Origin of the sequence: Streptomyces sp. R21 (assembly GCF_041051975.1) — a bacterium.
In the GTDB taxonomy this organism is placed as follows: Bacteria; Actinomycetota; Actinomycetes; order Streptomycetales; family Streptomycetaceae; genus Streptomyces.
On the sequence record NZ_CP163435.1, the window covers coordinates 2,368,458 to 2,381,144 of the forward strand.

14 protein-coding genes are annotated in these 12,687 nt (G+C 71.4%); 13 read left to right on the forward strand and 1 reads right to left on the reverse strand.

The window, feature by feature from the left end; genetic code table 11:
- Positions 1–18: 18 nt before the first annotated feature.
- Complete coding sequence (locus AB5J56_RS10740) at positions 19–981, reverse strand: carbohydrate kinase (protein ID WP_369232388.1); 963 nt, start codon at positions 979–981, stop codon at positions 19–21.
- Positions 982–1,228: 247 nt separating this feature from the next.
- Between AB5J56_RS10740 and AB5J56_RS10745 the strand changes: the two genes are divergently transcribed.
- The 13 genes from AB5J56_RS10745 (at position 1,229) to AB5J56_RS10805 (ending at position 12,628) form a co-directional block, all read left to right on the forward strand.
- On the forward strand, positions 1,229–2,251 hold the full coding sequence (locus AB5J56_RS10745; RefSeq protein WP_369232390.1) for a sugar ABC transporter substrate-binding protein: 1,023 nt from the start codon (positions 1,229–1,231) through the stop codon (positions 2,249–2,251).
- 137 nt (positions 2,252–2,388) lie between these two features.
- Positions 2,389–3,402: an ABC transporter permease gene (locus tag AB5J56_RS10750; RefSeq protein WP_369232392.1), complete on the forward strand. Its 1,014-nt coding sequence runs from the start codon at positions 2,389–2,391 to the stop codon at positions 3,400–3,402.
- Positions 3,399–4,235 carry an ATP-binding cassette domain-containing protein gene (locus tag AB5J56_RS10755; RefSeq protein ID WP_369232394.1) on the forward strand — a complete coding sequence of 279 codons (837 nt, stop codon included), beginning with the start codon at positions 3,399–3,401 and terminating at the stop codon, positions 4,233–4,235. The genes AB5J56_RS10750 and AB5J56_RS10755 overlap by 4 nt, the downstream gene beginning before the upstream one ends.
- A 75-nt stretch (positions 4,236–4,310) precedes the next feature.
- On the forward strand, positions 4,311–5,342 hold the full coding sequence (locus tag AB5J56_RS10760) for a LacI family DNA-binding transcriptional regulator (protein WP_369232396.1): 1,032 nt from the start codon (positions 4,311–4,313) through the stop codon (positions 5,340–5,342).
- A 70-nt stretch (positions 5,343–5,412) separates the two neighbouring features.
- Positions 5,413–5,592 (forward strand): CopG family transcriptional regulator, encoded by a 180-nt coding sequence (locus AB5J56_RS10765; protein ID WP_369232398.1) that lies wholly within the window; start codon positions 5,413–5,415, stop codon positions 5,590–5,592.
- Position 5,593: 1 nt separating this feature from the next.
- Positions 5,594–5,938: a VOC family protein gene (locus tag AB5J56_RS10770; RefSeq protein ID WP_369232400.1), complete on the forward strand. Its 345-nt coding sequence runs from the start codon at positions 5,594–5,596 to the stop codon at positions 5,936–5,938.
- 22 nt (positions 5,939–5,960) lie between these two features.
- Entirely contained in the window at positions 5,961–6,818 is an 858-nt protein-coding gene (locus tag AB5J56_RS10775) for a class I SAM-dependent methyltransferase (RefSeq protein WP_369232402.1), read from the forward strand.
- A gap of 105 nt (positions 6,819–6,923) precedes the next feature.
- Entirely contained in the window at positions 6,924–7,649 is a 726-nt protein-coding gene (locus tag AB5J56_RS10780; protein ID WP_369232404.1) for an SDR family NAD(P)-dependent oxidoreductase, read from the forward strand.
- A gap of 66 nt (positions 7,650–7,715) precedes the next feature.
- Positions 7,716–8,285 carry a TetR/AcrR family transcriptional regulator gene (locus tag AB5J56_RS10785; RefSeq protein WP_369232406.1) on the forward strand — a complete coding sequence of 190 codons (570 nt, stop codon included), beginning with the start codon at positions 7,716–7,718 and terminating at the stop codon, positions 8,283–8,285.
- A 140-nt stretch (positions 8,286–8,425) separates the two neighbouring features.
- Positions 8,426–9,571, forward strand: coding sequence for a sensor histidine kinase (locus AB5J56_RS10790; RefSeq protein ID WP_369232408.1), 1,146 nt, complete (start codon positions 8,426–8,428; stop codon positions 9,569–9,571).
- Positions 9,568–10,230 carry a response regulator gene (locus AB5J56_RS10795; RefSeq protein ID WP_369232410.1) on the forward strand — a complete coding sequence of 221 codons (663 nt, stop codon included), beginning with the start codon at positions 9,568–9,570 and terminating at the stop codon, positions 10,228–10,230. Before AB5J56_RS10790 ends, AB5J56_RS10795 begins: the two co-directional genes overlap by 4 nt.
- Positions 10,231–10,362: 132 nt before the next feature.
- Positions 10,363–11,028, forward strand: a complete 666-nt coding sequence (locus tag AB5J56_RS10800; RefSeq protein ID WP_369232412.1) for a GPP34 family phosphoprotein — start codon at positions 10,363–10,365, stop codon at positions 11,026–11,028.
- A gap of 1 nt (position 11,029) precedes the next feature.
- Complete coding sequence (locus tag AB5J56_RS10805) at positions 11,030–12,628, forward strand: carboxylesterase/lipase family protein (protein WP_369232414.1); 1,599 nt, start codon at positions 11,030–11,032, stop codon at positions 12,626–12,628.
- The last annotated feature ends 59 nt before the right edge of the window (positions 12,629–12,687 follow it).

Genomic DNA, 12,687 nt, shown 5'->3' on the forward strand with positions numbered 1-12,687 from the left:
ACGCGGCTCGCTTTCCCGTCAGGTGCCGTCGGCGGTCGCGAGCTGCGCCAACTGGTTCTGCCACGGCGGGTTGGGGCCGGCGACCGAGCAGGTCAGAGCCGCGACCTGGGTGCCGAACACGCAGGCTTCGGCGACGTCGCCGAGCCGGAGGTCCGTGAGCCGGCCGCCCAGAAGACCGCGGGCGCCGAGGTGGTGCAGCAGTCCGGCGGTGAAGGAGTCCCCCGCCCCGACCGTGTCGACCACCCGAGCAGCCACCCCGGGCACCTCCAGCCGTTCGCCGTCGAGGGAGGCCAGGGCGCCGGCGGCGCCTCGCGTGATCACGACGAGCCGCGCCCCTGCGGCGTGCCAGATGTCGCACGCCTGCTCGGGCGGCGTGTCCGGCAGCAGGAGTTCCAGGTCGTCCTCGCTCAGCCGCAGCACATCCGCGAGGCCGCACCAGTGCGCCAGCCGGGCGCGGTAGACCTCGGGGCGCACCAGCAGCGGCCGGACGTTGGGATCGATGCTGATCGTGGCCCGGGGAGCGGCCGTCGCCAGGAACTCCTCCACCACCGCCGCGCCGGGCTCGCGGACCAAGGCCAGCGACCCGGTGTGGACACACGCGGTTTCGGAGAGGTCCACCCGGGCCAGTTCCGCCGAACTCCACTGCCAGTCGGCCGTGTTCTGCGCGTGGAAGGAGAACTCCGCCTGCCCCTGGGCGTCCAGCTCCGCCACGGCCAGCGTGCTGGGTTCGGCGGCCGGAACGGCGCAGGACAGGTCCACTCCGGATGCCTCCAGGTGCCCGCGGAACAGGCGGCCGAACACATCGCCGGACAGGCGTGCGAGGAAGCGGGCCGGGGTGCCCAGCCGGGCCAGCGCCACCGCTGTGTTCGCAGGTCCGCCGCCGGGCAGGACGCGCAGGGTGAGTTCGTTCGAGGTGCTTGCGGGTGCGGTGAACGCGTCCGCGACGCACTCCCCCAGGACCGTGATCTGACGCGAGCTCATGGGCTGCTCTTCTCTGACGAACGTGCGGGCGAACCGGGCATGAATCGGGCGGCTTTCGCATGGCTGCGGGCGGGCGCCGACCCGGACGTTGCCGATTTGTGACGAGTGCAGGGCATTGACGTTTCCGGGAGACGGAGTCCATCATCCTCGCCATGCGGTGTCAACGATGACATAAGTCAACGATGACACCTCGGGACGGCATGACCCGATGCCGACCGCGCCGCTCGCAATCCCGCAGGAGTCGTTCATGTCGCGCACCTCTCGCCTGACCCCCTCCCTCCTCAGAGTCGCCGCGTGTACGGGCGTCGCGGCCCTCGCCCTGACGGCCTGCGGATCCGGTTCCAAAACGGACACCGCCGGCTCCGGTTCGGGCAGCATCAAGGTCGGTCTGATCACCAAGACCGACACCAACCCGTTCTTCGTGAAGATGAAGGAAGGCGCTCAGAAGGCCGCCAAGGAAGACGGCGCCCAGCTGATGACCGCCGCGGGCAAGTTCGACGGGGACAACGCCGGTCAGGTCACCGCCATCGAGAACATGGTCGCCGCCGGGGTGAAGGGCATCCTGATCACGCCCAGCGACTCCAAGGCGATCGTGCCGGCGGTCCAGAAGGCCCGCGCCAAGGGCGTCCTGGTCATCGCGCTGGACACCCCGACCGAGCCGCAGAGCGCGGTCGACGCCCTCTTCGCCACCGACAACCTCAAGGCCGGCCAGCTGATCGGCGAGTACGCCAAGGCCGTCATGAAGGGCAAGACGGCGAAGATAGCCACCCTCGACCTCGCGCCCGGCGTCTCCGTCGGCGTGCTGCGCCACAACGGTTTCCTCAAGGGCTTCGGCGTCACCGCGAAGGACCCCTCCGTCGTCTGCTCCCAGGACACCGGCGGCGACCAGGCCAAGGGCCAGACGGCGATGGAGAACTGCCTGCAGAAGGAGCCCGGCATCAACGTCGTCTACACGATCAACGAACCGGCCGCGCTGGGCGCTTACACCGCCCTCAAGGCCAAGGGCCGGGAGAAGGACGTCCTGATCGTCTCGGTCGACGGCGGCTGCACGGGCACCCAGGCGGTCAAGGACGGAAAGATCGCCGCGACCTCGCAGCAGTACCCGCTGAAGATGGCCGCCGAGGGCGTCAAGGCCGTCGTGACGTACGCGAAGGACGGCAAGAAGGCGTCCGGTTACACCGACACCGGCGTCACCCTGATCACCGACAAGGCACAGACCGGGGTCACGTCCAAGGACACCGCCTACGGCCTGGAGAACTGCTGGGGCTGAGCCCGGCCCCGATGACCGTACGACACCTCCTCCCCCTCAGCGGGGCGGCCGGACCCGGCACCTCCCCGACCCGGGCCGGGACGGCCGCCCCCTCTAGTCCTCCGACAAGGGCTTCTGTCTTCCGACAAGGACTTCGTATGACCGCCACGTCCACGCCCCCGAGCACGTCATCGCCGTACGCCGAGCTCAAAGCGCCGACCACGGCCCGCAGACTGCTCACAGCACCGACCACCGGCCCGCTGGTCGCTCTCCTTCTCGCCTGTGCGTACTTCTCCCTGTCCACCGACCAGTTCCTCACCGGCGGGAACTTCTCGCTGATCGTGCAGCAGGTCATGGTCGTCGGCACCCTCGCCATCGGACAGACCCTGATCATCCTCACCGCGGGCATCGACCTGTCGTGCGGGGCCGTGATGGCGTTCGGCAGCCTCGTCATCGCCAAGATGGCGGCCGAGGGCTCGCTGCCGCCGCTCGTCGCCATCGCCCTGGGCCTCGTCGTCTGCGGCGGCTTCGGCCTGGTCAACGGTCTGCTGGTGCAGAAGATCCCGCTGCCGCCGTTCATCGTGACCCTCGGCATGCTCAACGTGGCGTTCGCGCTGACCCACATCTACTCCAAGGAACAGACGGTCACCAACCTGCCCGGCCCGCTGACGGCCCTGGGGCAGACCTTCCCGATGGGCCACACCGACATCACCTACGGCTCCCTGGTCACCATCGCTCTGTTCCTCCTCCTCGCGTACGCGCTGAGCAGCACCGGCTGGGGCCGGCACGTCTACGCCCTGGGCAACAGCCAGGAAGCGGCGCGGCTCAACGGCATCCGCACCTCCCGGCTGACCATCGGCATCTACACCGTGGCCGGTCTGCTGTACGGGATCGCCGCCCTGCTGCTCATCGCCCGCACCGGAGTCGGTGATCCCCAGGCGGGACAGACCGACAACCTCGACAGCATCACCGCCGTGGTCCTCGGCGGCACCAGTCTCTTCGGCGGGCGCGGATCGGTCCTGGGCACGTTCATCGGCGTCCTCATCGTCGGCGTCTTCCGCAACGGTCTCCAGCTGATGGGCGTCGCCTCCATCTACCAGACCCTGATCACCGGAGTCCTCGTCATCCTCGCGGTGACCGTCGACCAGCTCTCCCGGAAGAAGGCCCGATGACCACCACCGACTCCCCCACGCCTGTCCTCCAGGCCCGCGGTCTGGTCAAGCGCTACGGCCACGTGACCGCGATCGACGGCGCCGACTTCGATCTGCTGCCCGGCGAGGTGCTCGCCGTCATCGGCGACAACGGAGCAGGCAAGACCAGCCTGATCAAGGCCCTCACCGGGGCGGTCGCCCCCGACGCCGGCGAGATACGCCTCCATGGCAAGCCCATCAGCTTCTCCGGCCCGCAGAGCGCCCGCGCGCACGGCATCGAGACGGTGTACCAGGATCTCGCGGTGGCGGCCTCCATGGACATCGCCTCCAACATGTTCCTCGGGCGCGAGCTGCGCCGCCCCGGCGTCCTCGGCAGCGTCTTCCGCATGCTCGACAAGAAGCGCATGCGTCAGGAGGCCGCCGAGCACATGGCCGACCTGAAGATCGGTCTGCGCTCGCTGACGCAGTCGGTCGAGACCCTCTCCGGCGGACAGCGGCAGGCCGTGGCCGTCGCCCGTTCCGTCGCCTGGGCGCGCAGTGTCGTCGTCATGGACGAACCCACCGCCGCCCTCGGCGTCAAGGAGTCCGGTCAGGTTCTCGATCTCATCCGCCGCGTCCGCGACAACGGCATGCCGGTCGTTCTGATCAGCCACAACATGCCCCATGTCTTCGAGATCGCCGACCGCATCCACGTCCACCGGCTGGGCCGGCGCGCCGCCGTGATCAAGCCCTCCGACTACTCCATGGCGGAGGTCGTCGCCATCATGACCGGCGCGCTCACCGTCGACGCGGCCGGAGATACTGTCGTAGCGGATTCCGAGGCGGCGAAGGCCGCGGGCGTCCAGGCCAACTGACGTACGACTGAAGCACTCACAGGTTCCGGCCGAGGCCGTGGCCGGAACCGACGAGCACAGGAGACCGTTTCCTCCATGGCAGCGAACCGCCGCCCCACCCTGGCCGACGTCGCCCGCGAAGTGGGCGTCAGCGCCAAGACCGTCTCCCGCGTCCTCAACGAGGACGGGCCCGCCTCGGCCCGGACCAGGGAACAGGTACTCGCCGCCGTGGCCAAACTCGGCTTCCAGCCGAACCTGATGGCACGCAACATCCGTGTCGGCGGGCCCGACACGACGGTCGGACTGGTGATCCCCGACCTCGGCAACCCCTTCTTCGGAGCGGTGGCCGGCAGCATCGAGGACACCGTCCGCGACCGTGGACTGACGCTGCTCATGGGCTCCTCCGCGGACGATCCCGACCGCGAACGCGCGCTGACGGACAAGTTCCTGGCCCGCCGCGTCAGCGTTCTGATGGTCGTGCCGTCCGTCGGCGCCGACCACTCCCACCTCAAGACGCACCGTGCCGGGGGCCTGCCCGTCGTCTTCATCGACCGTCCGGGAGTGGGCCTCGCGACGGACAGCGTCGTCAGTTCCAACCGTGCGGGTGCCCACGAGGGCGTGGCCCATCTGATCGCCCACGGCCACCGGCGCATCGGCTTCATCGGCGACCTGCCCCTCAAGCTCCACACCCGCCGCGAACGCCTCGCGGGATACCGGTCGGCCCTGGAGGAGGCGGGCGTCGCCCACGACCGCGCCCTGGTCACCAACGCCCACGACCAGAGCGCCGCCGCGACCGCGACCTCCCAGCTGCTGGACCTGCCGGATCCCCCCACCGCCCTGTTCGCCGGCAACAACATGGTCGCGCTGGGGATAGTCGCCGAGCTCTCCCGCAGCATGCGGAAGGACATCGCCTTCGTCGCCTTCGACGACGTCCCGCTCGCCGACGCGCTCGAACCGGCCCTGACCGTCGTCGCCCAGGATCCCGAGGAGATCGGCAGAGCGGCCGCGGCCGCGGCCCTGGCCCGACTCGACGGCGACCGCACCCGCGCCCGCACCATCACCGTCCCCACCCGTCTGATCGTCCGAGGCTCGGGCGAGCGCTCCGCCCCTGCGTTGCAGGAGGCGTGACGTGATCCGCCGCCGCCCTGCGCCGACGCTCGCCCACCCATCTAGCTTGCTAGGGTGCTAGCATCGCCTTGTGGGTGATGAAGAGGTCAAGCAGTTCAACGTGTACCTGCCGATCGGCCTGATCAAGCAGGTCAAGTACCGCGCCATCGACTCGGGCATGTCGTTGTCGGCGCTGGTCGCCGACGCGCTGCGCGCCTACCTCGATGACGCCCCCGGGAACGCGCAGCAGTCGACCGAGAAGGAGACCTGACATGGAGACCGAAGGCATCGAGGCCGTGTTCCTGACGACCCACAACTGGGGTAAGGCGGCGCGGTTCTTCCAGGCGCTGGGATACGAGCTGGAGTTCGCGACGGACCACGACTCCGGCCAGCTGCGCAACGGGGACGGTCCCTACGTGTTCATCGCCGAGGTTCCCGAGGACCAGGAGCCCCAGACGCGGATCGTGCTGAAGGTGCCGGACGCCGACACGTTCCGTCCCGATCCTGTCGTCGAGGTGGTCACACCGTTCGAGGACACCCATTACGGGACCAGGGAGATGACCGTCCGCGACCCCGACGGGCGCGTGTGGAGCCTCCAGGCGCCCGCCAAGAACTGAACTGCGACGAAGGCGGCACACCATGACGCACGAGCAGATGCAGACACCGGACAACACCGCGGTGCGGACCGCCCTCTGGCGGGCGATGCACGTCCAGGTCGACGCGTCCCCGCATGTGGTCGAGGACGAGATCGGCCTACGGCTGGCGGCTCCCGGCGACGACTGGCGCGCCCGCCCGGACATGGACCCAGTGGCCACCGCCGGGTTCCGGGCAGCCATCGTCGCCCGCGCTCGTTTCATCGAGGACCTGATCGCCGAGCAGGCCGACCAGGGCGTGACCCAGTACGTCATCCTGGGGGCCGGTCTGGACACCTTCGCCCAGCGTGAGCCGGAACTCGCCTCCCGGCTGCGGATCTTCGAGGTGGACCAGCCCGGCACCCAGGCATGGAAGCGCCACCGCCTGGTCGAACTCGGCTACGGCGTCCCCGACTGGCTGCACCTGGTGCCGGTGGACTTCGAGGCGAGCGAGGACTGGCTGAAGAAGCTGGCCGAGGCCGGCTTCGATGCCGGCCGGCCGGCGGTCATCGTCTCCACCGGCGTCACCATGTACCTCACCAAGGACGCCACCGCGGCCACCCTGCACCAGATCGCCGGGCTCGCGCCCGGCTCGACGCTCGCCATGACCTTCCTGCTGCCGACGGAACTGCTCGACGACGCCGACCGCCCCGGCCTCCGTACGAGCAAGGAAGGCGCAGAGGCATCCGGAACACCGTTCATCAGCTTCTACGCCCCGCCCGAGATGCTGGCTCTGGCCCGCGAAGCCGGCTTCGCGGACGCGCGACACGTGTCGGGAGCTTCGCACGCCGACCGCTACTTCGCCGATCGCACCGACGGCCTGCGCCCGTCGGGCGGAGAGGACCTGCTGCTGGCCACCACCTGACACTCACCTCACGCCTTCCCGCACCGCGCTCGGTCAGGACACGAGGCGGCCCGGGCGACGAGCAGTTGCGCGACCACGAACGGAAAGAGACAGGGAGGCGCGGTCATGAGCCGGATTCTGGTGACCGGTTCCGCGGACGGGCTCGGACGGGCCGCGGCCGATTCACTGCTGTCCGAGGGACACGACGTGGTCGTGCACGCCCGGAACCAGGAGCGGGCGGCGGGCCTCGACGCGCTGGCGGACCGTGGGGCGCGCATCGTGCTGGGCGAATTCACGGACCGTGACGCCGTACGGCGCATCGCCGCGGAGCTGAACGACGCGGGGCCGCTCGACGCGGTCATCCACAACGCCGGTGTGTGGAGCGGACCGGCGGTCATGCCGGTCAACATCATCGCGCCGTACCTGCTCACGGCCCTGCTCCGCGGGCCGCGCCGGTTGGTCTACCTGAGCAGCGGCTCGCATTTCGGTGGGCACCCCGCACTCGACGGGGTCGACTGGCGGGGCCGGAGCGCGGGCTCGTACGCCGACAGCAAGCTGTTCGTCACAACGCTCGCGGCCGCGGTGGCGCGCCTGCGTCCAGGGGTGCTGAGCAACGCCGTGGATCCGGGCTGGGTGCCGACGAAGATGGGCGGCCCGAGCGCACCGGACGATCTGGAGCAGGGTCATCGGACGCAGGAGTGGCTCGCGTCGAGCGACGAACCCCAGGCGCTGGCCACCGGCGGCTACTGGTACCACCGCGAGCAGCTCCAGCCGCACCGCGCCGTCCACGACGAGGCATTCCAGGACCGCCTGCTGCAGGCGTTGGCCGAGGAGACGGGCACCGCGCTCTGAGCAGCCAGGAGCGCTGCTCGACGATCTCGGGCTCGACGCGAGTGACGGGGCCGTTACCCTCGCAGCATGACCACCGAGGTGAAGCGAAGCCCCCGAGAGCGGCTGCTGGATGCGGCGGCCACACTCACCTACCGGGACGGGGTCGGCATCGGTGTCGAGGCCCTGTGCAAGGCGGCGGGGGTTTCGAAGCGGTCCATGTACCAGCTCTTCGAGAGCAAGGACGAACTGCTGGCGGCGAGTCTGGAGCGGCGCGCCTCCGTCTTCGCGGCCGGGCTCCTGCCCGCGGCGGACGACGGCCGTTCACCCCGCGAGCGGATCATGCACGTCTTCGAGCAGGTGCAGTTGCAGGCGGGTGCGCCCGAGTTCCACGGCTGTCCGTACCTGTCCGCGCAGATCGAGCTCAAGGACCAGAACCACCCCGCGAGCCGGGTCGCCCACCGGATCAAGGAGAACCTGACGGGCTTCTTCCGGGCCGAGGCCGAACAGGGCGGCGCGAGCGATCCCGACCTGCTGGCCCGGCAGCTCAGCCTGGTCTTCGACGGCGCCAGCGCCCGCGCGGGAATCCAGGCCGACAAACTGACCGGGCTCCTCGCGCCCACGATCGCCACCCTGCTCGACGCAGCGGGCGTGCGCTGACGGCTGACGCATCTTCCGTCCGGGCGGCCCCCTCGCTTCCCGGTACCCGGGGAAGCCCGATGGCCGCATGAGTGCCGCCGACGAGGTCCACGGGAGCGCCCGGCACCCGCCGGTGCCGCCGGAATTGGTAGCGTCAAGCCGTGGATCAGGGGCCCGGTTCGGACGGCAGCGGCTATCTCTCTCCGTCCGCGCGAGCTGTCAGGGCGCTGCGGATCGGCTCGGCGGTGCTCGTGCTCGGTGTGGTGGTGCCCGCGGCCGTCGTCGCGGGCGCCGAGGACCACGGCCCATGGCGGTCCGCCGCCGTGCTGCTGCTCGCGGTGTTCCAGATCGCGGCGCTGTGGTGGGTGGTCCGCAGTCCACGGACCGTCCTCACCCTCACCGCGCTGACCGGCGTCGCGCTCTGGCTGGTCCTTCCCGAGGTGAGCCTGACCGGCGCGCTGCTCGCGGCCCAGATCGCGCTGTGCGTCCTGTCGTCGCTGTCACCGCCGCGCGTGTCGCGATGGTGGCTGCTCGGTCTGCTGGCGCTCACACCGGTCGCGTTCGTCGGCGGCGGAGCCCTGGGCCTGGCGGCGTACCCGCTGGCCGTCACGCTGGCCTGGACCGGTGGGCAGTGGCGCCGGGCGCAGCGCGAGCGCCTCGTCGCGCAGACCCAGCGGGCCGCGGCGGAGGAACGCGCCAGGATCGCCCGCGAGGTCCACGACGTGGTCGCGCACACCGTGTCCGTCATGGTGATCCAGGCGAGCGCGGCCGAGGACATCTTCGAGCAGGACCCGGAGCGGGCACGGCAGGCGCTGCGCGCCATCGACGGCGCGGGCCGATCCGCGCTGAGCGAGCTGCGGCTGCTCCTGCGCGCCGAGCCCCCGCACGACGGCGCCGACGAGCGCAGGCCCCCGCGCGGACTCACGGACCTGGAGGAACTGGCGTCGAACACCCGCGCCCTGGGGCTCGTCGTGGACCTGACCCCGGGCGAGCGCACGCAGACCCCCGCCGCCGCGGTGGATCTCGCGGGATACCGCATCGTGCAGGAGGCCCTGACGAACACCCTGCGCCATGCCAGGGCCACCCGCGTGAGCATCCGCGTGCGCTACGACGCCTCGACCGTGCACCTCACCGTGACCGACGACGGGCGTCCCCCGGCCCGCGCCGGCCGCTCCCCCGGAGCCGGGCGCGGCCTGCTCGGCATGCGCGAGAGGGCGGCGCTCCTCGGCGGCAGCCTGCAGGCGGGGCCCCGGGCGGACGGCGGTTTCGAGGTGCGTGCCGAGCTGCCGATAGGCTACGAGCCGTGACGATCCGGGTAGTGGTGGCCGACGACCAGGCACTGGTCCGGGGCGGCTTCCGCATGATCATCGACGCACGAGACGACCTGGAGGTCGTCGGCGAGGCGGCCGACGGACAGCACGCGGTACGGCTGGTCCACCAGACGCGGCCGGACGTCGTCCTGATGGACGTCCGGATGCCCGTGATGGACGGCGTCGACGCCACCCGCGAGATCATCGCTTCGGGCAGTACGGCCCGGGTCCTCGTCGTCACCACCTTCGACCTGGACGAGCATGTGCTGACGGCGCTGCGCGCGGGCGCCAGCGGCTTCCTGCTCAAGGACATCCGGCCCGCCGAACTCGCCGAGGCCATCCGGGTCATCGCCCGCGGCGACTCGCTGCTCGCCCCCAGCGTGACGCGGCGCATGCTCGACCGCTTCGCACACACCGGCCCGGCCGAGCGGCCGACGCCCGCCGCGCTGTCGGAGCTCTCGGCACGCGAGCTCGAAGTCCTCGCCCTGATCGGGCAGGCGCTGTCGAACGCGGAGATCGCCGGGCACCTCAGCCTGTCGGAGGCGACCGTCAAGAGCCATGTCTCGGCGGTGCTGCGCAAACTGGGGCTGCGGGACCGGGTGCAGGCCGCGGTCGCCGCGTACGACTACCGGATCGTGCAGCCCCGAGACCTCTGACGCCCGGTGCCGCATCGGTCCGCGTGACTCATCCTCCAGGATGAGTGCCGGGCCCACTCATCCCATGTGTCCAGCGGGGTTCCACCCGCTGGGCGGATCACTCCCGTTCATGACCGCCGTAGCGTCGACGTCATGACGCAGCCTCCGTACCGCACGACCCAGCCTCTGTACTGCCGGATGTACCTCACGGCCTACGACGCCTCCGCGGGCGACCTCCACGACCGCACCAGGACCGGATTCCTGCTCCGGGCCGCCGTCCTGGCGGAGCTGGCGATCCGGGGGAACCTCGTCGACTCCGACGGCGACGCGCTGGTCGCGACGCCGGGGCCGACCGGAGACCCGGTCCTCGACCTGACGCTCGACCACATCGCGCGCGAGCGGCGCAGCTGGAAGTCCTGGATCAAGCACGACCGCAAGGAGACGCTGCACTCGGTCGAGGAACAGCTCGCCGCCCAGGGCGTGCTGGCCGTCGAGGAGAAGAAGTCCTTCGGCCGGTCCCGGCGCACGGTATCGGTCCCCGACCCCTCGGCCGTCACCGCACTGAAGGCCACCGTGACCGAACTCCTGCACGGCACCGAGCCCGTCGCGCGGATCGCACCCGCCGACGCCGCGCTGGCCGCCCTGGCCGCGGCCGGCGGCATCCGGTCCGTCGTCTCCCGCTCGGACGCCCACGCCCGCAAGGACCGTATCGAGGAGCTGACCGGACGTCTCGGCGCGGTGGCTCCCGGGCTGGGCGAGGCGGTCGGCGGCCTCGGCATGACGCTGGTGGCCGCGCAGGGCGGGATGGGCGGCAGCTGACATGCGCGCTCCGGCAGTGGTCATCCGCTCTTTGGCGGTCGCCCTCGCGAGCGCGTCGGCCGCGTTCGCGCCCCTGCCCGTCGCGGCGGCGACGCCGACCGCGCCCGCGGTGACGGCCCTGCCCACGGCGGCACCGACCCCGCCCGGCGTGGTGCACACTCACGACGGCGCGGTCCGCGGCAGTGTCCACGACGGCTACCGGACCTACCAAGGAATCCCGTACGCTGCGCCGCCGGTCGGTGCCCTGCGCTGGACCGCGCCCCGGCCGCCGTCGCCCTGGACAGGAGTGCGGGACGCCCGGCATACGGCTCCCGCGTGCGCCCAGCCCGACGGCGAGGTCCGCGGCGGCAGCACGGCCGAGGACTGTCTGTACCTCAACGTGACCGCGCCGGACGCGGCCACTCCCGCCCGCCCTCGGCCGGTGGTCGTATGGCTGCACGGCGGCGGCCTCACCACCGGGACCGGCAGCTCCTACGAGGCGCACCGGATGGCCGTACGCGGCGATGTCGTGGTCGTCACGGTCAACTACCGCCTCGGAGCACTGGGGTTCCTCACCCGCCCGGGCCTCGCCGGCTCCGGCACGTTCGGCCTCGCCGACCAGCAGGCGGCGCTCCGCTACGTCCGCGCCGACATCGCGGCCTACGGCGGCGATCCCCGCAACGTCACCCTGGCAGGCCAGTCCGCGGGGGCCTACAGCGTCTGTGCGCAGCTCGCCTCGCCGTCGGCTGCGGGGCTCTTCCACCGGGCGATCATCGAGAGCGGACCGTGCTCCGGGCAGCCCGAACGGCCCTTCGCGCCCTCCGCGTACCCGCGCGTCACGGCCGAGGCGGCCGGGACCGAGCTCACCGCGAAGGTGGGCTGCGCCCAGGCGGCCCATCCCCTCGCCTGCCTGCGCAAGGTGTCGCCCGCGCGGCTGCTCGCCCACCAGGGGATCGACCAACACCCCGTCTACGGAACGCCGTTGCTGCCGAAGGACCCTGCCTCCGCACTGGCCACGGGCGACCTGCGGCGGATGCCCGTCCTGCTCGGCAGCAACCACGACGAGGGGAACGTCTGGGCCGCCGGCATCATGCGGGCGGGCACCGTCGTCACGCCGGAGACGTGGCCGGACGTCGTCAGGAGCTACACCCCCGACCCGGCACGCACTCCGGAGGTCATCCGCGCGTACCCCGTCACGGCCGACGACGGAGGGCCGGTGTTCGGCGCCGTCATCGGCGACTCGAACTACGCCTGCCCGACCGCGAGCACGGCCCGGCGGCTCGCCGGCCGGATGCCCGTGTGGCGCTACGAGTTCTCCGATCCGAACGCGCCCCGCCCCACGACGACCGAGCCGCCCTTCCCGCTCGGCGCCACCCACACCACGGAACTCCCGTACCTCTTCGACCTGGGCGGCAGGCCCCGCGCCCTGACAGAACCCCAAAAACGCCTGGCCGACATGATGATCGGCTACTGGACGCGCTTCGCCCGCTCGGGCGATCCCAACGGCGAGGGTGCGCCCCGCTGGCCACGGACCGGCGTACAGACCCTGCTCCCCGACCGCGTCGGCCCGACCCGCCCCGGCATGGGCCACCACTGCGACGTCTGGGCCGACCAGCCCTGACGGAGGCCGACCACTTTGTGCACCCCGGGCTTGCCGATCGCTCCGTGCACCCGGGCTTG